Below are 23,454 nucleotides of genomic sequence, written 5' to 3' on the forward strand. Positions count from 1 at the left end.
GTTTTAAATCAATCTTATTAAGCTTGAAAATTAACGCTCTGATTTTTTATCTCGCGCAAGTAAATCTTGTGCTGCTAATCGAGCATCTTTCCCTTGATACAATACTTGATAAATTTGTTCAACAATAGGCATTTCCACGCCCATTCTTTCAGAAAGTAACCAGACTTCTTTTGTATTTCTATAGCCTTCTACCACTTGCCCAATTTCTTCTTGGGCAGTGTCGACATCTTTACCTGAGCCTAACGCTAAACCAAAACGGCGATTACGAGATTGGTTGTCAGTACAAGTCAGTACCAAATCACCTAAGCCAGCCATACCCATAAAGGTTTCTGGTTGTGCACCTAGAGCGACACCTAAGCGAGTCATTTCAGCTAAGCCACGAGTAATAAGAGCCGTACGTGCATTAGCGCCAAAGCCGATTCCGTCAGACATACCAGCACCGATGGCGATGACATTCTTAACGGCACCTCCTAATTGCATCCCCGTAAAGTCAGAGTTTGCATAAACACGGAATGTTTTACTGCAGTGGATCTTTTCTTGGAGATCTTCAACAAATTGGTCATCAGGGGAAGCGACAGAAATTGCGGTAGGCATGCCCATTGCGAGTTCTTTGGCAAATGTTGGACCTGAAAGTACTGCTAAAGAATATTTATCACCCAGCATGTCGTTGGCAACGTCTTTTAAAAGGCGCCCAGTTTCAGGTTCCAGGCCTTTGGTTGCCCAACAAATACGTGATTCGCTTGTAAGGAAAGGTTTTACGCTGTTTAGAACGAGACCAAATACGTGGCTTGGAACTACAATTAATAAATCACGGCTAGATGAAACGGCTTTCTCAAGATCTGATTCGATTATTAGGCTTTCTGGGAAACCAATGCCAGGTAAGAACTCATGGTTAGCACGATCTTCATCAAGCTGTGCCATGTGTTTTGGATCGTGTCCCCACAATACAACATTAGCGCCGTTACGAGCTAAGGAGATAGCCAAAGATGTTCCGTAAGATCCGGCCCCGATCACTGTCATGGCTATCTCTTGGCCATAAGCGTTGGTCGCTGCGCTAGTATTTGTAGAGTCATCTCGGGGAGTTGTATTTGTCATGCTTCCACCTGAAAGTGATTAAGGAACGAGAAGAGTGTTACTGAGTATAAATAAAAAATGCACATCGCATCTAGATGTTAAGACGCTTTGTGCATTTTAATTTGCTATATATTTTTCAGAAGGCTGAGGCGCAACTTACTTATATAACAACGTATTTGTATAACAAGTTTTGAAAGCTAGCTAATATTAAGCTTGCTCACCTTCCGCTTGTTGAGCTTGGTTTTGTAGGTAGTTCATGAACAATGCATCAAAGTTTACTGGTGCAAGGTTCAGTTGTGGGAACGTACCTTTAACTACTAAGCTTGAGATAGTCTCACGAGCATAAGGGAAAAGAATGTTCGGGCAGAATGCGCCTAGGCAATGTGCTAGTTGACCAGCTTCCATTGCGCCTGCTGTAAAAATACCGCCTTGTTGAACTTCACAAAGGAAAGCTGTGTCTTCAGCGTTTTTTACAGTAACAGTAAGACGAAGAATTACTTCGTACACACCTTCACCAAGCTCACGGCTTTGAGTATCAAGATCCAGTTTAACATCTGGATTCCACTCTTTTTGGAACATATCTGGTGAGTTAGGCGCTTCGAAAGAAACATCTTTCAGGAAGATACGTTGAATTGCGAAGTTTTGTTGTGCGTCTTGTGGTGCTGCTTCAGCCATTTTCTTAATCCTTAAAAATTTAACTTTGAGGTTTCGTTACATGTTCCCAATAAATAATGTCTTCAATGGGTAACCAAACCTTGGTAACTATTTTTTGCCTTTTACTAATGGCAGGTTTGCTTCGCTCCAAGCGACTAACCCATTTTTTAGTAAGCTTACATTTTCAAATCCAGCTTTTGCTAATAAGTTAGCGCTTGCTTGAGCAGTTTGACCTGTCTTGCATACCACAATAATTGGGTCTGCTTTATGGCTTTCAAGGCTTCCCAAGTTATTTGCTTGAATCTCTGATGGCAAAATGTGAAGTGCGTCAGTAATGTGGCCTTTTCTAAATTCATCTTTTGTTCGAATATCAACCACAACACCATTTTCACGGTTCATTAACTGAGTCGTCTGTGCTGCAGTAATCTCTTTATAAGCGGCGGTAGATGTTTTAACGGTGTTCATGATGATAGCTGCAACTAAGCCAATCCACACAATGGCTAAAATCATATTTTCTTGAACAAATGGTACCAAATCTTGCATGTCTGAAACTCTTATCGTTAGTTGGACTTAATGTATAGGGCGAGAGTATAGCTAGAATGATTAATAGAATACAGAAGAAGGCGATTGTCGATAGAGTAAAAGGCATGACAATCTCGAATAGTAAGCGTTAGCAAATTGGTAAAATCGAAGAAAAAGGCTTTAAATTTCGCTAAATATTCTATTTCTCGTAACTGGTTGCTTATAAAAACTTTGTTTGTTCAGTATTTATGCATTTACTTGATCAAGAACTTTACCTATCATAATCACTTGGTTGTTTAAGCTGAGCAATCAAAAGGGGCTACCATTAACGGTTTAGCTCCTAATTATAAACGTTTATATAAATGGGAAAGATTATGAAAAAGATTGCTTTAGTAGCAGCACTAGCTGTTAGCTTTTCAAGTGGCGTTTTCGCTGAAGTCGCTGCAACTGGTGGTGCTGGTGGTGCTGGTGGTGCTGGTGGTGCCGTAGCTGGCGCAACAGGTGCCGCGACAGGCGCAGCCGTCGGTGTCGGTGCACTAGCAGTAGCTGCAGCAGTAGCTATATCAGATAACGACAGCACTGCGACAACGACAACTACTACAAACACTAACTAGTTGTAGATGTAGTAGTGAATATTATTGAAAACCATTCTTGCTAAACCGTAGGAGTGGTTTTTTTTTAGTGATAATTTGTTTATACCCGTGAATTACAGGCATAGGTTTGATGAAAATATTTATCTTATTAACACTTAGCTTTACATTATTTGGTTGTTCTCAGAAGTTTCAAGATGTGAATGCAACTTTATATGAAGTGATATATGGAAGTGATGACGTTCAAGTAACTGCAAGTTATATTCAGAACTTGTCATACTCTAGTATGTTCGCTGAAATCAATGATCAAGGTAAGATTCTCATGGTGCTAGCATATGCTGAAGCTAACCCTGAAACGCAAGTTCAGCAGTTAAAGTGGATGTCTTCAGATAGAGCCATGATCACTACCGAAAATGGTCGTATTGTTCAAACTTTGTTATTGCCATACGAAAACTTAGTCTCAATCGAGAACAATGCCCCAAATTTTGATGTGTCAGCTAACCCAAAATCACAACAGTGGCAAAGCCGATATGATTGGCAACCAGAATACCGATTTGGTTATACCGCAGACATAGTACGTAGCTATATTGGTTCAGAAATAGTCACGACACCACTCACGTCGATTCAAACAAAAAAATATATCGAAACCGTTAGCTTCCCTGCTCTAAAAGCCGAAATTGAAAATACATACTGGGTTGATGCGAATGGCAGAGTTGTTAAAACTATGCAATCTATTGGACCTGGTATGACTCACTTAGAGCTTACCATTGTAAAAGACTTTAACGGACAGTAAATCGCTATTATGGACAATACAATGAAACATTCAGTATCGATTATAAGAAGCTTATTTTATACATTTTTCATGTTAGCTTCTATTTCTACGAGTCACGCATCAAATGCACCAATAGATACGTTAATGGGACATCAAAAACTAACTGTTGACGTTCCAAAACAGGGGATAACGTTATCTTACCCTCACCCTGTGCGTCTTGAACAAGTTTTGAATGATGTTGCCGTGCAGGGGGCTGGGAATTACTTTCCACTTTCAGCTCAGTTGTTTGATTTGTCTGACTCTTCTTCACCTCAAATTCAGACAGAGAAAGTATTAAGCCTGCTTACTGAATATGCGTCTATAAACCCTGAAGCCCTGCAAGTTAAAGAGCAATTATCGAAGTATGAGTTTGCACCTAGGCAGTTTATTAATTTAGATCGTAATATTGTGATTTCTCAGCTGGGTAAAAATCCAATGCTGATTGGACGATACCAAGTGGAAGATCTGAAAGTACCTTTACACTTTTCCCTTTATCTAGAACAGCGTCCTGAAAATGTACAGGTTATAGGGGCACTCGATAATCCATTGACGATCCCTCTTATTGAGCATGGTTATATCAACGATTACCTTAAGTTAATACCACAAGGTTCATTTGGTACAACTGCTGATAATAGTTTTGTTTATGTTATTCAACCTGACGGTCATATTATAAAAGCGCCTTATGCGTATTGGAATAATTCACCAACGTATTTAGCCCCAGGCGCCATGATCTTCATTGGCTTTGGCTCGTTACCATCCTCATACTCTTCTCTTAATCAAGATATCGCGGAACTACTACGCAATAAGGTGAACTTTTAATGCACTCTCATCCATCGTTTTCCTTATCAATACTCAGCGTTTCCGTTATTAGTGCACTTTTGATGACGAACAGTTTTTCGGCTAATGCGGAATCTGACCCATTTGATCACCCTGAACTAAAGACATCTCAAATGGATTTTGGTGGTGTCGGTCTAATGCAGATGCCAACTGGACGTATGGCTCCCGAAGGTGAGTTTAATTTTGGCGCTTCATTTAATAATGAATATTATTTTTACAGTGCAAGTTTGCAGTTAATGCCGTGGTTGGAAGCAACGGTTCGATATACCCAAACTCAAGATGTGCTTTATAGCGGCTCTGGCACGGGTGATTGTTCAGATAATACATTCAGCGGTTGTAATAAACATGCAGATAAAGGTATCGACTTTAAAATACGTTTGATTGAAGAAAGTTATTATTTACCTGAAGTTTCAGCTGGTGTGCGTGATTTTGGCGGAACAGGTCTATTTGATGGGGAGTTTGTTGCGGGCACGAAACGGTTTGGTCCGGTTGATTTCACCTTAGGCATGGGGTGGGGTTATATGGGGCAAAGTGGCAATATTACGAATCCTTTCTGTAAAGCCAGTGACAAGTATTGTTATCGCCAGTCTGATTTCAAAGGAAATGGAGGTAGCATTGATTTTGAACGTTGGTTTAAAGGAGATGCAGCAATATATGGTGGTCTTGAATATCAAACCCCTTATAAACCTCTCACTTTAAAAGTTGAATACGATAGCAATGATTATAGTGCGGACTTCCCTACTGCAAGCGGGGTAGATATGACTCAGCATACGCCCTGGAACGTAGGTGCTATTTACAGATTGGATGACTGGGGCGCTGCTAAAGTCAGTTATGAACGTGGTGATACCCTCACTCTAGGCTTTAATTTAAATACCAACTTTAATGACATTAAGTCGATCTGGCGTGATAGTGAAGTAGAAACACTTCGCCCAACAGAAGTATCTTCGATTGAAGATGTTGACATGGCTAAACTTGCTGAAGAATTAGAGACCGTTGCTGGATACGAACAGACGCAGCTGTTGGTTGATGGTGATACATTTATAGTCAAAGGTAAGCAAGTCAAATACAGAGACAGAGACATTGCATTGGAGCGTGGTGCTACTGTCATTGCTAACCATGTTCCACGCTACATAGAAACTTACAAGATTGTAGAAACGGATAGCTCAGTAGAATTAACGGAAACCAGTATCGACTCGAAGCAATTTATAGCGGTTGCAAGTGGACACTATATCAATACGGAAGTTGCAGATGCGGCGACTTTACATGAGCTAGAAAGCAATCAAGCTGTAAGCCACTATGATACAAGAGAAAGGTTTGATACGTATATATCGCCACACTTAGCTCAATCTTTTGGCTCAGCAGAAGATTTTTACTTGTATAGCCTTGGGTTGTATACGAACGCCTCATTTTGGGCATTAGACAATGTGGAGCTGTCTGGCTCACTTTACGTCAATTTAATCGACAATTATGACCAGTTTACTTATACCGTTCCAGAAGATGGTACCGCTCAAACTCCAAGAGTACGTACTATGTTCCGCTCATATGTTGAAGATCCTGTGCGCCTAGATCGCCTGCAACTGACTTGGTTCGAAGATTATGGCTCAGGGATTTATAGTCAAGCCTATGCTGGGTATCTCGAAAGTATGTTTGCTGGTGTAGGTGGTGAGATTTTATATCGACCTCTCAATAGTAATTGGGCGGTTGGGGTTGATGCAAATTTGATAAGCCAGAGAGATCCTGAAAGTTGGTTTGGGACATTTGATGAAGAGCTGCAATATCATGACGACGACGGTCGCTATTATAAAGTAATAGACAAAGGTACTACCGGGTTTGTTACGGGTTATTACATGCCTCAATGGCAATTCCTTGACAGTACTTTATTAAAAGTTGGTGTGGGTAAATTCTTAGCTGGAGACATCGGTACACGTATTGATTTTTCGAAACAATTTAAAAGTGGTGTTATTGCAGGTGCTTTTGTCAGCTTAACGGATATGAGCACTGAAGATTATGGAGAAGGGAGCTACACCAAAGGCTTTTACATCTCAATACCATTTGATTTATTGACAGTGAAACCAAGTGCAAGCCGTGCCGGATTTACTTGGTTGCCGATCACTCGTGATGGCGGTCAAATGCTGAATAAGCAATATGAGTTATTCAATCAAACAGATGCTCGTTCAACATGGTTCCAAAGACCAAGTTCAGTTAAGTAGTTTATGATTGAGTGCTAGTCACTGTGTATGGTTAACCTTTTGTTATCGATAGTTATGTTGTATTGATAATTATTATGTAAAAAGCTTTATAGGATGATCTATAAAGCTTTTTTACAAATATTCGGATGCTATTCGTGGCGATATAGACTACAACTGGTCTCCTGTTATTCAGTTTATTGTTAGTTAATCTAGGCTATTTTGAATTTGAAACTAGGTTGATATGGCTACATAAAATGTGGATAATACGTGCGGATTGAATTCATTAGTTCAATTTGATAACACTTTAGGCTAATAAAATCATAGACCTAACAGTGAAAAGATTAGCTTGCGTAGTGTGATGTCGCGTTATATCAATGGGCGGTAGCGTATCCAATTGATACTAGCCATACAGAATACTAATTCCTTTGTGCCTGATGTAAAGCTAGGTCTATTGTTGGTTTGTTATAAGTGCCTAGCTAATAGCATTGGTTAAAATCACTTGGAAGTGATTACACATTATATGATTTGGTTAATATGAAAATTAAGAAAAATCGGCTTCTCTTTACTCTTCTTCCTGTTCTACTCGTAGGGTGTACCACCCCAGGAACGTACCTTTCAACTGATAACAAAAATGTTATTGCTTCTGAAGAGTTACAACAAGAATCTGACGTGTCAGATATCGTAAATTTATACCCTCTTTCTGCTCAAACTGTTTCTCAATATCAAAATGCTGTACCTGTTGTGTCTCGAGCAAATGCTGATTTAGATATTGAAATCGCAAAGTATGAATACAAGGTTGGGGTCGGTGATATTTTAAATGTGACTATTTGGGACCATCCAGAGTTAACGATCCCTGCAGGCTCTTACCGCAGTTCAACAGAGGCAGGTAACTGGGTTCATGCTGACGGTACTATCTTTTATCCGTACATTGGAACGGTAGAGGTTGTTGGGAAAACGGTTCGTGAGATTCGTTCGGAATTATCTAGTCGCTTGGCTAGGTTTATTGAAAGCCCGCAAGTTGATGTTAACGTTGCTGCATTTCGTTCAAAGAAAACATACATCACGGGCGAAGTCGGGAGTCCTGGGCAGCAAGCGATTACCAATATACCTTTAACTCTACTAGATGCAGTTAATCGGTCTGGTGGTTTAGGCGAAGATGCTGATTGGCGAAATGTGTCGCTCACTCGAAATGGTGCCGAAGAAAATATTTCACTCTACGCTTTGATGCAACGTGGTGATTTGACTCAAAATCGTTTGTTGCAAGCTGGAGATATCATTCATGTACCACGTAACGATAATCAGAAAGTGTTTGTTATGGGTGAGGTCAATGAGCCTCAACTTCTGAAAATGGATCGTGTGGGTATGAGCTTGACAGAAGCTCTAAGCAATGTGGGCGGTATTAATCAACTCTCTGCAGATGCCACTGGTGTGTTTGTGATTCGAACGTCTGATGATAAATCTAAACGCATGGCCGACATTTATCAGCTAAACATTCAAGATGCTTCAGCTTTGGTTATTGGCACAGAATTTGACCTAAAACCCTATGATATTGTATACGTGACAGCAGCTCCAATTACTCGATGGAATCGTGTGATTGGTCAGCTAGTACCAACCATTACTGGGTTTAATGAGCTGACTGAAGGTGTACTGCGCATTAGAAATTGGCCATAGGCTATAAATAAATGATAGGGCTGCAGAAATGTGGCCTTATTTATATGATTGGAAGAGCTGATGTTTAATAAAATTTTAGTAGTTTGCGTAGGTAATATTTGTCGTTCACCCACGGGTGAGCGAGTCTTGCAGAATCTACTACCCAACAAAGAAATTGCTTCAGCTGGTATTGCTGCAGAAAGTAGCCGTTTGCTTGACAAGCCTGCAGATAAGACAGCCATTGAAATTGCTGCTGAGAATGGTGTCAATGTAGATAATCATAAAGCTCAGCAACTTACTTCTGAACTATGTGCTCGATACGATTTGATTTTAGTTATGGAAAAAGGTCACTTAGAAGCATTAACTAAAATATCACCTGAAGCTCGAGGAAAAGCGATGCTTTTTGGTCAATGGGTTGGGCAAAAAGATATCCCAGATCCATACCGACAAAGTCGAGAAGCATTTGAGCATGCTTATAAGTTAATTAATGAATCGGCTCAAGCTTGGGTTAAAAAACTCTAGTAAAAAATGCAGTAACATGAAAAAAGTACATAAGAAGAACGTAATAGGTGTTTAGCTATTGAACGCTGAATGAAAATGAACACCGACAATATATTCGTCAGTGATAATACGCGAAAGTTTTAGGAATTTGTAAACTAATGATGAAGCAACAATCCCATCAATCACAAGCTGACAATTCAGATGAAATCGATTTAGGAAAATTATTTGGTATTCTACTTGATGCTAAATGGTGGATTATCATAACGACCTTTATATTTGCGGTGGGAGGCATAGCCTTTGCTGTGCTTTCAACACCTATTTATAAAGCTGATGCATTGATTCAAATAGAAGAAAAAAGTTCAGGCGGTATATCTTCAATGGTTGGAGATATGGGAGAGCTTTTTTCATCGGAATCTTCGGCGACGACAGAAGTTGAAATTATAAAGTCACGAATGATCTTAGGGGAAACTGTCGATAAGTTTAATTTAACGACTGTTGTATCACCGAATTATCTACCATTAGTGGGTAAAGGTTTTGCTCGTTTAAGTTCGGATGTTAACCGCATATCTGTAAGCCGTTTTACCATGCCTGGTTATGCTGAGGCATATGCACATACCATAAAAATTATTGACCATGATAAAGGCACTTACCAACTTATCCGAGATGATGAAAGAGTCATTCTTGAAGGAAAGGTTGGCAGCCTAGCTAGTACAGATGAGTACGGTATTTTTGTTGCAGGTTTTGAATCCAAAGTTGACTTTGAATTTTCAATTGGCAAACGCAGTAAATTGGAAGCAATTGAATGGCTGAAGCGCTCTCTGTCTCTTGCTGAGCAAGGTAAGCAAACTGGGATTTTGAAGCTAAGCTTTGAGGGCGAGGATAAACAGTTAATCTCTGAAATTCTTGACCATATTAGCCAAATTTACTTTTTGCAAAATGTTAAACGTAACTCTGCAGAAGCTGAAAAGAGCTTGTCATTCTTAGAAGGGCACCTGCCTGGCATTAAAACCCAGTTAACAACTTTTGAAGACGTATTAAATAACTATCGACAAGAAAATGAATCAATAGATCTAGGTTTAGAAGCTCAGTCAACTTTAAAGGTTATGGTCGAATTAGAAGCTCAATTAAATGAACTGACCTTTAAAGAAAGTGAAATTAGCCAACGATTTACGAAAGATCACCCGGCTTATAAGTCACTACTTGATAAACGTGAAACGTTACTTGGTGAAAAAGAGCGTTTAAATAAGCAAGTTCAAAAGTTACCTAAGACTCAGCGTGAAGTTTTACGCATGACGCGCGACGTTGAAGTAAATCAACAAATTTATATTCAGTTACTTAATAAAGTTCAAGAGTTGAGTATTATCAAAGCGGGTACGGTTGGCAATGTACGTATTCTAGATGATGCACAAGCTTATAGCCGAGCAGTAAAACCGAAGAAGCCTCTTATAGTTGTATTAGCAACTTTATTGGGTGGGATGTTAAGTGTTGCATTTGTATTAGTTAAAGCTGCGTTTCATCGTGGTGTTGAAAGCCCAGATCAAATTGAACAGATTGGCTTGCCTGTTTATGCAGCAGTACCTAAATCTGATTTGCAGATCGAACTAACAAACCGTTTCAAAGTAAAGCGTCGTAAAACAAAAGGTACTCAAAGTTTACTTGCTGAATCAAACCCAGCAGATCTGTCGGTAGAGGCATTAAGAGGTCTTCGTACTAGCCTGCACTTTGCGATGTTAGAGGCAAAAAATAATGTATTGATGATATCAGGTCCTGCTCCTGGTATCGGTAAGTCGTTCATTTCAACAAACTTTGCTGCTGTTGCCGCTAAAACGGGTCAAAAAGTACTATTGATTGATGCCGATATGCGTAAAGGCTACTTGCAACAAAGCTTTGGCATGGAGTGGGATAATGGTTTGTCTGATATTTTATCGACTACTGATGAATTCTCGAATGTAATAAAAACAACAACGGTCGACAACTTAGACATTATCACTCGCGGACAAGTGCCACCAAACCCGTCAGAGTTATTAATGCATTCCCGTTTTGCTCAGTTGTTAGAGTGGGCATCAAAAGAATATGACTTAGTTATTGTTGATACTCCACCAGTACTTGCAGTGACTGACCCAAGTATTGTTGGGGCCTTTGCTGGTACGACCTTGATGGTTGCTCGTTATGGGCAAAATACAATAAAAGAAATTGAAGTCGCACGTAATCGATTTGAACAATCTGGCATTGAAGTGAAAGGTGTGATATTCAATGCGATAGAGAAGAAAGCTTCAAGTTCTTACGGCTATGGATATTACAATTATTCATACTCAAGCGATAAAAAATAAAAGGAAGGACCTATTGGGGTCCTTTTTTAAAAGTAAGTAGAATCTAGGTTTTATAAGAGATTGTCCCAGATAGACTGTCTCAACATGAATAAAAATTGTCTCAGTGTAATTTTAATACTGAGACCCAAAGTTATAATAATCACCTCTTTTCATTTCACCTGTCGGTTGGGAATTTCATAAAATGACTAAGAAAAAAATCCTCACGGTTTTTGGCACGCGTCCAGAAGCCATCAAAATGGCACCTCTTGTTCATGCTCTAGCGGCTGATGAACGCTTTGAAGCAAAGTGTTGTGTGACCGCTCAACATCGTGAAATGCTTGACCAAGTCTTAGAGTTATTTGAAATCACGCCAGACTACGATTTGAACTTAATGAAAGCGGGTCAAACGCTCAATGAAGTCACCGCGCTTATTTTGTTAGAGCTTAAACCAGTACTAGAAGAATTCAAACCTGATGTGGTTTTAGTTCACGGTGACACGGCGACAACATTTGCTGGAAGCTTAGCCGCTTACTATGAGCAAATCGCAGTAGGTCACGTGGAAGCAGGTCTTCGTACTGGCAATATCTACTCACCGTGGCCTGAGGAAGGTAATCGCCGTTTAACGGGAGCATTAACCAAGTACCATTTTGCACCAACGCCAACATCAAAAGAAAACCTTTTAAAAGAGAACTTTAATCCAGAATATATTTCAGTAACGGGTAATACCGTAATTGATGCTTTGCTGATGGTGAAAGACAAAATTGACTCAGATAGCGATTTGAACGCAACACTTTCTGCTCAGTTCCCGTTTTTAGACGCAAATAAAAAGCTTATTTTGGTTACGGGTCATCGCCGTGAAAGCTTTGGTGGTGGTTTTGAGCGCATTTGTGAATCGCTTGCTATTACTGCTAAAGCCCATCCAGATACGCAAATCCTGTATCCGATGCACCTTAATCCAAATGTACGTGAGCCCGTTAATCGTATTCTTGCTGATATTGATAACATTCATCTTATTGAGCCTCAACAATATCTACCATTTATCTATCTCATGAGCCGCTCCCATATTATTTTAACAGATTCTGGTGGTATTCAGGAGGAAGCGCCTTCACTTGGAAAACCGGTGTTAGTGATGCGAGATACGACAGAGCGACCTGAAGCTGTAGCCGCTGGTACTGTAAAGCTAGTTGGGACTGAGGTCGCCAAAATCACGACTAGTCTTGATTTATTATTAAGCAGCGAAGAAGAATATAAAAAAATGAGTTTTGCCCATAATCCTTACGGTGACGGCAAAGCGTGTACTCGCATATTAGATGAATTATCAAAATAAATGTTTAGGTATAAGTAATGTCATTTGAAACGATTTCAGTAGTGGGCTTAGGCTATATTGGGTTGCCGACGGCGGCGATGTTTGCTTCTCGTAAGAAAAAAGTGATTGGTGTGGATGTAAACCAATATGCTGTAGATACGATTAATCGTGGTGAAATTCATATTGTAGAGCCAGATCTAGATATGCTTGTACGTGCTGCGGTTACGGAAGGTTACTTAAAAGCCGTGACTGAACCGGAGCCTGCTGATGCTTTTTTAATTGCAGTGCCGACTCCTTTCAAAGAGTGTGCAGAAGGTGAAATACCTGAACCTGATTTGAAATACATAGAAGCTGCAAGTAAAGCAATAGCTCCTGTTCTCAAAAAAGGTGACTTGATCATTTTGGAATCTACCTCTCCAGTAGGTGCAACAGAAAAAATGTCTAAATGGTTGGCTGAGGCTAGAAATGACTTATCATTTCCTCAAGATGCAGGTGAAGAGGCTGATGTAAATGTGGCTCATTGTCCAGAGCGAGTTTTACCTGGGTATGTGGTGAGGGAGCTAGTTGAGAACGATCGTGTTATTGGTGGATTAACAATTAAATGTTCAGAACGTAGTGTCGAGTTGTATAAAACCTTTGTACAGGGAGACTGTGTTATTACAAATGCTCGTACTGCAGAAATGGCCAAGTTGACTGAAAATTCGTGTCGTGATGTACAGATTGCGTTTGCAAATGAACTATCTATTATATGTGACAGGCTAGATATTAATGTGTGGGAGTTGATCTCCTTAGCTAACCGTCACCCACGTATTAACATTCTTCAGCCAGGTCCTGGTGTCGGTGGTCATTGTATTGCAGTTGACCCTTGGTTTATTGTATCAAAAACACCAGATGAAGCTAAGATTATTCACACTGCACGAAAAGTTAACGATAGCAAACCTGGTTGGGTTGTAGGTAAAACTAAAATCGCTATTGCAGACTTCTTACAAGAGAATACTAATACAGCTGCAAAAGATATTACGATTGCATGTTATGGTTTAGCTTTTAAGCCTGATATCGATGATTTACGTGAAAGCCCTGCAATGCTAATAGTTAAAGAAATTGCTTCTTTCCATACTGGAAAAGTAATTGCAGTTGAACCAAATATCCATCAATTACCAAGCTTTTTGAAGCAAGTTGAGCTTCAGAGTTTTGATGTTGCGCAATCGGAAGCCGATATTCACGTAATGTTAGTAGATCATAAAGAATTTAAAGCTGAATCACTGAACTCACCATATTTAGTTGATACTAAGGGGGTTTGGTAATGAACACTATTTTGCCTTTAGTTGGGCGTACTGACGCTTTATTCATTCAAGATATTGAAGACTATGGGAAAGAGCTTTCACGTATCGTTTCTGAATCACGCTTTTTAGTCCTTGGTGGAGCTGGCTCTATAGGGCAAGCTGTAACCAAAGAAATTTTCAAACGCAACCCTAAAAAGCTGCATGTTGTTGATATTAGTGAAAACAACATGGTAGAGCTGGTTCGAGATATTCGTAGCTCATTTGGTTACATCAATGGAGACTTCCAAACATTCGCTTTGGATATAGGCTCTCTAGAGTACGATGCGTTCATTAAAGCTGATGGCAAGTTTGATTATGTGTTGAACTTATCCGCACTTAAGCATGTTAGAAGCGAGAAAGACCCTTATACATTGATGCGAATGATCGATGTAAACGTATTTAATACAGATAAAACCATTCAACAATCTATTGATGCTGGCGCTAAGAAATACTTCTGTGTATCTACAGATAAAGCGGCAAACCCGGTCAATATGATGGGTGCTTCTAAACGCATTATGGAAATGTTCCTAATGCGAAAAAGTGAACAGATGGCTATCTCAACAGCTCGTTTTGCCAATGTTGCGTTTTCGGACGGTTCATTGTTGCATGGATTCAACCAGCGTATTCAAAAACGCCAGCCTATCGTAGCTCCAAACGATATCAAGCGTTACTTCGTAACACCACAAGAGTCAGGCGAACTTTGTTTAATGTCTTGTATATTTGGTGAGAATCGTGACATTTTCTTCCCTAAGTTGAGTGAAGCCCTTCACCTTATTTCGTTTGCTGATATTGCAGTGAAGTACTTAGAGCAGCTTGGCTATGAGCCCCATCTGTGTGAAACAGAAGAAGAGGCTCGCCAATTAGCTAAGACGCTCCCTGAACAAGGAAAATGGCCATGTCTTTTTACTACTAGTGATACTACGGGTGAGAAAGACTTCGAAGAGTTTTTTACAGACAAAGAAGAGTTGGATATGTCCCGATTTGAAAATCTAGGCATTATCAAAAATGAACCTCTTTATGAGCAAGAGTTGCTGACTCTATTTGAAGACAGCATTTCAGAGATGAAAGGTGAGTGTGCTTGGACCAAAGAACAAGTTGTAAAACTCTTTTTTACCATGATCCCTGACTTTGGGCACAAAGAAACGGGCAAATACCTCGACAGTAAGATGTAGGAACGCATGATGAAACCAACAACGCTCGTAGAATTTGTTCGTGATACGTATCAAACCGACAAATTCATTCCACTGCATGCACCAACTTTTAGTGGCAATGAAAAAGCGTATGTCAACGAGACTATTGCGAGTACATTTGTTTCCAGTGTTGGCAAGTTTGTGGATGAATTTGAGCAAAAAATTGAGGCTTACACAGGCAGTGCAAAAGCGGTAGCAACGATGAATGGTACTGCAGCTTTGCATGCGGCGCTCTATATGGCAGGTGTTGAGCGTGGTGACCTGGTAATCACTCAAGCTTTGACGTTTGTGGCAACGTGCAATGCACTTTATCACATGGGCGCAGAGCCCATTTTTGTGGACGTTTCTCCTGTGAGCTTGGGCTTGTGCCCAAAAGCCGTAGACACTTACCTTGGTGAGTATGCAGAGTTAACAGAACAAGGCTGTGTGCATAAGAAAACACGTCAACGTATCCGCGCTGTTGTGCCGATGCATACGTTTGGTCATCCTGTTGAGTTGGATGAGCTGGTGGCCGTGTGTCTCAAATGGCAACTGGTCTTAGTGGAAGATGCGGCAGAAAGCCTAGGTTCATTCTACAAAGGTAAGCACACTGGTACCCTAGGTGATTACTCGGCTATCAGTTTTAACGGCAACAAAGTGATCACTACAGGCGGTGGCGGTATGGTGCTGTGTCGCACGAAAGAGCAAGGCGCTCGTACAAAACACGTCACCACCACAGCGAAAGTGCCACACCCGTTTGAGTTCTACCATGATGAGCCTGGCTTTAACTATCGAATGCCAAACCTGAACGCTGCTCTGGGCTGTGCGCAAATGGAAGTGTTGGAGGCGTACCTAGTAAAAAAACGTGTGCTTGCTGAGCAATACGCCGTGTTATTCGCAGGGTCGGAATACTCCTTTGTTCGAGAACCAGAGTACGCACAATCGAACTACTGGTTAAACGCAATCATTTGTCCAAATAAGTCATCTCGTGATCAGTTATTGGAACAAACTAATGCGGCAGGGGTGATGACCCGTCCTATTTGGCAATTGATGCACCGCTTACCTATGTTCCAGAATGCGTTGCGTGGTGACTTAACGCATTCCGAATTTATTGAAGCACATTTGGTGAACATTCCAAGCACCCCGGTCGAGATAGTGAAAAAATGACGCAATTGACGATTGATAATCTAGATCAAGACATCTACTACCAACGCGAGTATGCAGAGCTCTACACTGGGGAATCTGAACTGTTTGAGTTTGTGTTCTCAGAGGTTGATCATTCTGTGGTTTTTCGAGGTTTAAAGCGTCGTATTGAAAAAGTCGCCGGTCAGCCGATTGTAGGTGATGCCCTGTATGACCTTGAAACGCCTTATGGCTACGGCGGCCCACTTAGCACCTCATTCGATGCTGAGTTTCTGCAACGTGCTTTTGTTGCATATCGCGAGCATTGTCAAAACGAAAACATTGTGTGTGAATTCATTCGTTTCCACCCATTCAACCCGTTAGGGGCGGAAGGTGGACTGTTTGATATGCATTTTGAAGAGCGTCGTGTTGTCGTTGTCGACTTAGCGCTGTCGCAAGAAGAGCGTCGCGCTCAATACTCGAAAACCACACGAAACATCGTCAAACGTGCGGCGAAGCGCTTAACTGCGGGGCCAATTGAAGGTGACGTCAGTGCGTTTAAAGATATGTACTACCAGACAATGACGAAGAACCAAGCAACGGACTTTTTCTACTTTGAAGAGTCTTACTTTGAACAGTTGTCTCGTACCTCTGGCGTGTCATTAATGGGCACCCAATTAGATGAAGAGTACGCCTCTACCGGGTACTTCATGTGTGGTGGTGAATTGGCACATTATCATTTGTCTGCGAACAACAGCGAACTCAGCAAAGAAAATGGCAATTATCTTTTGTTGGATGCCGCCTTCGACCATGCGAAAGCACAAGGGTGCAAGTACATGATGCTGGGAGGAGGTCGAACCTCTTCACCTGATGACAGCTTGTTCAAATTTAAGAGTAAATTCTCTTCGACCCACTTACCGTTTTATATTGCGGGTTTAGACTTTCTGCCTGAAAAACGAAAAGAACTGAACGCCCTGTGGGTAGAAAAAAAGGCAGAGTCAGAACCGCCAAAACTATTCCAGTTATATCGAGTCTAGAGGACATAGCTATGGACAAAACTTTTATTATTGCTGAAGCTGGGGTGAACCATAATGGTGATATCCGTTTGGCGAAAAAATTGATTGATGAGGCCGCAGATGCGGGCGTAGATTCCGTAAAATTCCAAACTTGGAAAACGGAATTACTGGTAACACCAGACGCTCAAATGGCGGAATATCAAGTTGATAATACGCAAAAAGAAGAGTCACAGTTCGACATGCTGAAGCGCTTGGAGTTGAGCTATGACGACTTCACAGAGCTAAAACAATACTGTGATGATAAAGGCATCTTATTTTTGTCGACACCAGATGAAGAAGAGAGCGCGACCTTCCTAAACGACGTTCAAGACACCTTCAAAATTGGCTCAGGTGAGCTGACCAATACCCCGTTTTTACGCCATATTGCCCGTTTTGGCAAGCCAGTGATTTTGTCAACTGGCATGGGATACTTATCCGAAGTTGAGCATGCGTTGTTAGTTCTCCAAGACGAAGGATTAAGCTTAGCGGATATCACTGTGTTGCACGCTACGACCGATTACCCGACCGCTCCAGAAGACGTTAACCTTCAAGCAATGCAGACCATTGGTCGCGCGTTCCCTGGTGTAACGATCGGTTATTCGGACCACACACTCGGCATCGAGATCCCAGTTGCTGCGGTAGCGATTGGCGCGAAAGTGATTGAAAAACACTTCACATTAGATAAAACAATGGAAGGCCCTGATCACAAAGCCAGCTTAGAGCCTGAAGAGTTAGCCGCTATGGTATCGGCGATTCGTAACGTAGAAACCGCACTAGGTTCAGGTTGGAAAGTGCCGACGGTCGTCGAAAAAGCCAACCGTAAAGTAGTACGCAAGAGTATCGTCGCGGCGCAAACCATTGAAGAAGGCACGATCTTAACGAAAAGCATGCTTGAAATTAAACGCCCAGGTGACGGAATTTCCCCTACACGTTGGGATGAAGTGGTCGGCAGCAAAGCGAAAAAACGCTACCAAGCTGGGGAGCTGATCTAGTGAGAAAAATATGTGTAGTAACGGCGACCCGTGCGGAATACGGACTGCTTAAATGCTTACTTGATGACATTGCTCAAGATAAACTGCTGGAATTGCAATTGGTTGTTACTGGCAGCCATTTGTCTCCAGAGTTTGGCCTAACGGTGGATCAGATTCAGCAAGACGGTGTCCATATCGACAAGCGAGTGGAGATCTTGCTCTCATCCGATACCCCTGTTGGTGTTAGCAAAAGCATGGGACTGGCGCAAATCAGTTTTGCCGAAGTATTTGATGAGTTGAATCCTGATGTTATTCTGGTATTGGGTGACCGCTATGAGTTGATCCCAATTGTCTCGGCTGCCAATATTGCACGTATTCCTGTCGCTCACTTAAATGGTGGTGAACTTACGGAAGGGGCTATTGATGAATTGATTCGTCATGCGCTGACCAAGTTATCCCAATTGCATTTCACGGCAATGGATGAATATACCCAACGCGTGATTCAAATGGGTGAGCAGCCAGCGAACGTTTTTACCGTTGGAGAGGTTGGGCTAGACAACATCTTACGTATGGAACTGCTTTCCAAATATGCCTTTGAAGCTTCCATTGAGACACGCCTAGCGAAAAAAACGATCCTGTTTACTTATCACCCTGAAACGACTCAAACAGTGGAAGAGGTGGAACATGATTTTAATCAAATCTTAGCGGCACTATCGCAGTTGGAAGAGAGTTTAATTATCTTTACCAAAGCGAATGCGGACGTCGGTGGTCGCCTGATCAATCGTATGATTGATGGCTACGTTGCTGAAAACGGAGAAAAAACGATTGCGTTTACGTCGTTAGGGCAGTTGAGATACTTATCGGCTCTGCAGCATGTGGATGTGGTGATGGGTAACTCTTCGAGTGGCATCGTCGAAGCCCCTTCTTTCAAAGTCGCGACCGTGAACATTGGTGATCGCCAGAAAGGGCGGGTTCAAGCAGCAAGCACTGTAAATGTCGACGTGGATACCGATGCAATCATTGAAGCCTTACAGCACGTATTCTCGACATCATTCCAAGAGTCGTTAAGCTGTGTAGTGAACCCGTATGGTCAAGGCGATAGCTCTCAGCGTTTGGTTGAAGTGCTTAAAACGGTCGATTTATCCACGCTAAAGTCTAAGAAGTTTTATGACATCAGCTTCTAAGATTAAGTCTATTGGTGGGGAGCAAGAGCTTGTTGCTCCCCTACATTATGGCGTCACCAACTCGGGGCGTTCTTCACTACGCTGGGCTCTGGCTTCTTTAGATCTTTCAGGTAAAACAGTCCTGTTGCCTGATTTTCTTTGCGAAATCATCACTGACGTGTTGCAAGAGCAGCAGATAAAGACGATTACTTACGCTGTTGATAAAGATTTTTCTTTTTCTCTTTCTAAAGAAATGATAGAAGCGAGTGATGCGATTTACCTGATTCGATATTTTGGGATGAACACGACGGCACTTTGCCAGGCTATTAACGATGCTCAAAAGCCTTTGATCATCGATGACGTATTTGGGATTGAGCCACCCGTCATAGAGACACAACAGCCGTGGTGTTACTTTAATAGCTTGAGAAAAATATCGCCCATCGCGGATTACAGCCAGCTGATATCGAATCAGCCATTGGTGTCGATTCAGCCTGCGTTACTGCCTGAGTTCTCTCAGGTAAAGTACCAAGCGGAAAGCCTTAAGACCGACTCTCTTTTGCATGGCAGAGGAGAGGAAAAAGCGTATCTAACGCTTTTCAATCAGGGTGAATCGCTCCTCAATAAAACCAAAGCGATTTGCCTACCAAGTGCGAAGAGCAGCGTATTAGCCAACGAGTTTTATCGTCAAGCAAGCCAGGAATGCGAGCGCAGATTGCAAAACCTAGCGACCGCGAAAGTGATATTACCCGTTGAACTCTATGCGGATGCCCCGATAGAATTCCCAAGTTTTTTACCGATCTTTCTGCCTCAGAGAGATAAGGTAAGATGTGGATTAATGGCAAACCAAATCTTTTTAGCCGTTCACTGGCCAGAAGTGGAAGGGGTGCCAAATTCGCTCAGTGATTCCATCTTATCTCTCCCTCTTGACTCGTGTTATTCGTCAGAGGATATCGCCTTCGTATGCCATAAAATTCTGGAGTTGATGGATGACGCATGAATTACAACTGTGTTTAGCGCAAGAAAGTGACTTTGAGGCATTTCTGGCTCTTAAGTCGGAGCCAGTGAACATCCTTTGGTCTGGATTTTCTACACCTCCAGTTAAAGAAAAGCTACAAGGACATTTTGATAGCGCCTTAAATAGTCAAACGAGGGATATTTACCTGCTCAAGGAAGAAGGAAATACACTGGGTTATCTCTATATTGATCATTTTGATAAGACCCATGTGGCGGAATTTGCTTATGGGGTATCTAAGTATCATGCGGGAAGAGGGTTAGCAAAACGTATGATTGGTATGGGTTTACCGCTGTATGAAGACAAATACACGACCCAAATTGCTTGGATTGCAGGTACCAATATTGCGTCGATGAAATGCGCAGAGTCGTTAGGTTTTTTACGCAGTACAGAATTCGAATATCGACAGTTGGAACAATTTTCAGAACAAGTTAAGTTCTACAAATACTGTCGCCAAACATAATAAGGCAGCGTTATGAGCCATAATTGGAAAAAAATCTTAGTCTCCCCTTCAGAGACAATTCGTTCAGTTTTAAGGACTATCGATCAACAAGCTTTTAAGCTTGCCTTAGTCGTTGATCAAGAAGAGAAGTTACTTGGAACTGTAAGTGACGGTGATATTCGCAGGGCCATTTTGAGTGATGCTTCATTAGAAGATGAAGTGGCGACAGTGATGAATACCAACCCAGCCACGGCTGATATCAGCATGACTCGTGAGAGCATTTTATCGCTGATGGAGAAGAAGGAGCTTCATGCGATCCCTGTTCTTAATAACCAAGTCGTTATTGGTTTAGAAACTCTGCATGGTTTGTTGCATAAGCCGCAATATGATAACCCTGTCTTTTTGATGGCGGGAGGGTTTGGTACACGTCTGAAACCTCTAACAGACAAATGTCCGAAACCGCTGTTGAGAGTAGGTGAACGACCAATTTTGGAAACAGTGATCCTGAGCTTTATCCGGTCAGGCTTTACCAACTTTTATATTTCGACACATTATTTGCCTGAAATGATCCAAGACACGATTGGTGATGGCTCTCGATGGGGCGTGAAAGTTCAGTACATTCATGAAGATACTCCATTGGGAACGGGAGGAGCACTTGGATTACTGCCGAAGGGCTTACCTGATTTACCTGTGATTGTGATGAATGGAGACGTGTTGACAAAGATCAACTTTGAGGATGTGCTCGCCTTCCATAATAGCAAGCAATCTAACGCCACTATGTGTGTACGAGAGTTTGAGTATCAGGTTCCTTTCGGGGTGGTTGAAGAAAGTGATTTTAAGATCACCGACATTGTGGAGAAACCAACATATCGTTTTCATGTTAACGCGGGCATTTATGTAATTAACAAGTCGCTGATTTCAAAGGTAAAAAAAGAGGAATACCTAGATATGCCGACTTTATTTGAGTCGCATATTGGAAATGATACCCATGTTTTCCCTTTCCACGAATATTGGTTGGATATAGGACGCATGGATGACTTTAAACGTGCACAAGTTGATATTTTGACTTTAGGGCTATAACTCGAATGAAAATACTAGCCATTGTACCTGCGCGAGGTGGAAGCAAGCGTCTACCAAAAAAAAACATCAAACGTTTACATGGTAAGCCATTGATCCAGTGGGCAATTGAGTCGGCATCAGACATTGCAGAAATCAGTCGCGTCATTGTCTCTACAGATTGTCCTGACATTGCGGATATTGCGACACAAGCCGGGGCGGAAGTGCCATTTCTGCGTCCAGAAGAGTTAGCCAGTGATACCAGCTCTAGCACGGATGCGATTAAACATGCGTTGCGCTATTATGAAGCGCAAGGTGAGCACTTTGACTACGTGTTATTGCTTCAGCCAACCTCGCCTATTCGTAACGCACAGCATACTCGAGGGGCCATTGAGTTGTTGAAAGAGAAACAAGCGGATGCTGTAGTGTCGGTGTGTGAGTGTAACCACTCACCATTGTGGTCCAATACGCTACCAGACGACCAGTCGATGGATGGTTTTATTCGACCTGAACTGAAAAATACTCGCAGTCAGGATTTGCCAGATTACTTTCGCCTAAACGGAGCCATATATATCACCAAGGTCTCGCGCTTCTTTGACGAGCATTCTTTATTCTTGTCATCTAATATCTATGCTTATGTCATGGATGGAGAAAGCTCGGTTGATATTGATCATGAGCTCGATTTCTTGTTCGCAGAAACGATTTTGAAATATAAGGACAGTTATGAATAACGTATTAATTATCGGTGCTGGTCAATTGGGTAGTCGCCATTTACAGGGAGCGCTGGCAAGCAACAAAGCTTTAAACCTGACAGTAGTGGACCCATCAGAAGCGTCACTTTCTATTGCGCGTGAGCGAGCAGGTCAGGTAGAGGTGGGCAATGAACAGAGTCAGGTGACTTATCAGACTGAACTGCCAAGCCATCAATCGTTCGATGTGTGCGTGATCGCGACTGCAGCGCAGGTTCGCGCCAACGTCACAAAATCTTTGTTGGCGACCAATACAGTCACCCACATCATTTTCGAAAAAGTCCTGTTCCAAGCGCTAACAGATTACACCGAGATTGATGCGTTGCTTGAAAGCAGCAAAACCACTGGTTGGGTGAACTGCCCTCGTCGTGTTTTCCCAACGTACACCTCTTTGAAAGAGACGCTTTCGCAAGTTACGCCAATTCATATGGATGTATCAGGGCATGCTTGGGGTATGGCATGTAACAGTATCCACTTCCTCGATGTGTTTGCGTACCTATCGGGTCATTCAGATCTGAAAGTGATCAAATCGCAGCTTGATGACACTTTGATTGAGAGTAAACGTGCTGGCTTTTATGAAGTCACGGGTGAGATTGAGTTCAGTGCAGGCTCACATACAGTGCGTGTTCACAGTGGCACGGACACAACGCCTTCACTGGAGTTAGTTCTGACACAAGGCACGGACAAGCACATCGTGAATGAAGTGGGTGGAACATGGCAGCATATCAGCTCAGAAGAAACGGTGACGCACCCACACGCGCCGCTTTACCAAAGCCAGCTTACGGGTCCAAGTATCGATGCACTACTCGATGAAGGCCTGTGTGCATTAACCTCATATAAAGAATCGAGTGAGATCCACTCGCCTTATATTGAAGCCTTGTTACAGCACATGTCTAAAGTGCTAAAGCGGGACCTCGATATTTGCCCAATTACCTAACGCAGGAGTAAGA

22 protein-coding genes are annotated in these 23,454 nt (G+C 41.9%); 19 read left to right on the top strand and 3 right to left on the bottom strand.

Going from position 1 to position 23,454, the window contains the following annotated elements; translation table 11 throughout:
* Nucleotides 1–30: 30 nt before the first annotated feature.
* The 3 genes from gpsA to OCU78_RS01005 form a co-directional block, all read right to left on the bottom strand.
* Nucleotides 31–1,095 (bottom strand): NAD(P)H-dependent glycerol-3-phosphate dehydrogenase, encoded by a 1,065-nt coding sequence (gene gpsA / locus OCU78_RS00995; protein ID WP_137374026.1) that lies wholly within the window; start codon nt 1,093–1,095, stop codon nt 31–33.
* A 186-nt stretch (nt 1,096–1,281) separates the two neighbouring features.
* Nucleotides 1,282–1,749: a protein-export chaperone SecB gene (secB, locus tag OCU78_RS01000; protein ID WP_137374027.1), complete on the bottom strand. Its 468-nt coding sequence runs from the start codon at nt 1,747–1,749 to the stop codon at nt 1,282–1,284.
* 87 nt (nt 1,750–1,836) lie between these two features.
* Nucleotides 1,837–2,271 (bottom strand): rhodanese-like domain-containing protein, encoded by a 435-nt coding sequence (locus OCU78_RS01005; RefSeq protein WP_137374028.1) that lies wholly within the window; start codon nt 2,269–2,271, stop codon nt 1,837–1,839.
* Between the two features lie 353 nt (nt 2,272–2,624).
* Between OCU78_RS01005 and OCU78_RS01010 the strand changes: the two genes are divergently transcribed.
* From OCU78_RS01010 to OCU78_RS01100, 19 genes are all read left to right on the top strand, one after another.
* The gene (locus tag OCU78_RS01010) at nt 2,625–2,864 is read left to right on the top strand and encodes a hypothetical protein (protein ID WP_261856020.1); all 240 of its coding nucleotides are present in this window, start codon (nt 2,625–2,627) and stop codon (nt 2,862–2,864) included.
* Nucleotides 2,865–2,973: 109 nt separating this feature from the next.
* The gene (locus OCU78_RS01015) at nt 2,974–3,633 is read left to right on the top strand and encodes a YjbF family lipoprotein (protein ID WP_137374030.1); all 660 of its coding nucleotides are present in this window, start codon (nt 2,974–2,976) and stop codon (nt 3,631–3,633) included.
* A 21-nt stretch (nt 3,634–3,654) separates the two neighbouring features.
* Nucleotides 3,655–4,470 (top strand): capsule biosynthesis GfcC family protein, encoded by an 816-nt coding sequence (locus OCU78_RS01020; RefSeq protein ID WP_167494048.1) that lies wholly within the window; start codon nt 3,655–3,657, stop codon nt 4,468–4,470.
* Nucleotides 4,470–6,698 (top strand): YjbH domain-containing protein, encoded by a 2,229-nt coding sequence (locus OCU78_RS01025; protein WP_137374032.1) that lies wholly within the window; start codon nt 4,470–4,472, stop codon nt 6,696–6,698. Before OCU78_RS01020 ends, OCU78_RS01025 begins: the two co-directional genes overlap by 1 nt.
* Nucleotides 6,699–7,211: 513 nt before the next feature.
* A complete protein-coding gene (locus OCU78_RS01030) occupies nt 7,212–8,348 on the top strand; it encodes a polysaccharide export protein (RefSeq protein WP_137374033.1) in 1,137 nt (378 codons plus the stop codon).
* Between the two features lie 60 nt (nt 8,349–8,408).
* Nucleotides 8,409–8,849: a low molecular weight protein-tyrosine-phosphatase gene (locus tag OCU78_RS01035; RefSeq protein ID WP_137374034.1), complete on the top strand. Its 441-nt coding sequence runs from the start codon at nt 8,409–8,411 to the stop codon at nt 8,847–8,849.
* A gap of 137 nt (nt 8,850–8,986) precedes the next feature.
* Nucleotides 8,987–11,158 carry a polysaccharide biosynthesis tyrosine autokinase gene (locus OCU78_RS01040; protein WP_137374035.1) on the top strand — a complete coding sequence of 724 codons (2,172 nt, stop codon included), beginning with the start codon at nt 8,987–8,989 and terminating at the stop codon, nt 11,156–11,158.
* 181 nt (nt 11,159–11,339) lie between these two features.
* Nucleotides 11,340–12,464 (top strand): non-hydrolyzing UDP-N-acetylglucosamine 2-epimerase, encoded by a 1,125-nt coding sequence (gene wecB / locus OCU78_RS01045; RefSeq protein WP_137374036.1) that lies wholly within the window; start codon nt 11,340–11,342, stop codon nt 12,462–12,464.
* 17 nt (nt 12,465–12,481) lie between these two features.
* Nucleotides 12,482–13,747: a UDP-N-acetyl-D-mannosamine dehydrogenase gene (gene wecC, locus OCU78_RS01050; protein WP_137374037.1), complete on the top strand. Its 1,266-nt coding sequence runs from the start codon at nt 12,482–12,484 to the stop codon at nt 13,745–13,747.
* Entirely contained in the window at nt 13,747–14,937 is a 1,191-nt protein-coding gene (locus OCU78_RS01055) for a UDP-N-acetylglucosamine 4,6-dehydratase (RefSeq protein WP_137374038.1), read from the top strand. The genes wecC and OCU78_RS01055 overlap by 1 nt, the downstream gene beginning before the upstream one ends.
* 9 nt (nt 14,938–14,946) lie before the next feature.
* Entirely contained in the window at nt 14,947–16,101 is a 1,155-nt protein-coding gene (locus OCU78_RS01060) for a LegC family aminotransferase (RefSeq protein ID WP_137374130.1), read from the top strand.
* Nucleotides 16,098–17,093, top strand: coding sequence for a GNAT family N-acetyltransferase (locus OCU78_RS01065; RefSeq protein WP_137374039.1), 996 nt, complete (start codon nt 16,098–16,100; stop codon nt 17,091–17,093). Before OCU78_RS01060 ends, OCU78_RS01065 begins: the two co-directional genes overlap by 4 nt.
* Before the next feature lie 11 nt (nt 17,094–17,104).
* Nucleotides 17,105–18,103: an N-acetylneuraminate synthase gene (gene neuB, locus OCU78_RS01070; protein WP_137374040.1), complete on the top strand. Its 999-nt coding sequence runs from the start codon at nt 17,105–17,107 to the stop codon at nt 18,101–18,103.
* Nucleotides 18,103–19,266, top strand: coding sequence for a UDP-N-acetylglucosamine 2-epimerase (gene neuC, locus OCU78_RS01075; protein ID WP_137374041.1), 1,164 nt, complete (start codon nt 18,103–18,105; stop codon nt 19,264–19,266). Before neuB ends, neuC begins: the two co-directional genes overlap by 1 nt.
* Nucleotides 19,250–20,242, top strand: coding sequence for an aspartate aminotransferase family protein (locus OCU78_RS01080; protein WP_137374042.1), 993 nt, complete (start codon nt 19,250–19,252; stop codon nt 20,240–20,242). Before neuC ends, OCU78_RS01080 begins: the two co-directional genes overlap by 17 nt.
* On the top strand, nt 20,232–20,720 hold the full coding sequence (locus OCU78_RS01085; protein WP_137374043.1) for a GNAT family N-acetyltransferase: 489 nt from the start codon (nt 20,232–20,234) through the stop codon (nt 20,718–20,720). Before OCU78_RS01080 ends, OCU78_RS01085 begins: the two co-directional genes overlap by 11 nt.
* A gap of 12 nt (nt 20,721–20,732) precedes the next feature.
* Nucleotides 20,733–21,779: a nucleotidyltransferase family protein gene (locus OCU78_RS01090; RefSeq protein WP_137374044.1), complete on the top strand. Its 1,047-nt coding sequence runs from the start codon at nt 20,733–20,735 to the stop codon at nt 21,777–21,779.
* Nucleotides 21,780–21,784: 5 nt separating this feature from the next.
* Nucleotides 21,785–22,486, top strand: a complete 702-nt coding sequence (locus OCU78_RS01095; protein WP_137374045.1) for an acylneuraminate cytidylyltransferase family protein — start codon at nt 21,785–21,787, stop codon at nt 22,484–22,486.
* On the top strand, nt 22,479–23,441 hold the full coding sequence (locus tag OCU78_RS01100) for a Gfo/Idh/MocA family oxidoreductase (protein ID WP_137374046.1): 963 nt from the start codon (nt 22,479–22,481) through the stop codon (nt 23,439–23,441). Before OCU78_RS01095 ends, OCU78_RS01100 begins: the two co-directional genes overlap by 8 nt.
* The last annotated feature ends 13 nt before the right edge of the window (nt 23,442–23,454 follow it).

Origin of the sequence: Vibrio gallaecicus (assembly GCF_024347495.1) — a bacterium.
GTDB lineage: Bacteria > Pseudomonadota > Gammaproteobacteria > Enterobacterales > Vibrionaceae > Vibrio > Vibrio gallaecicus.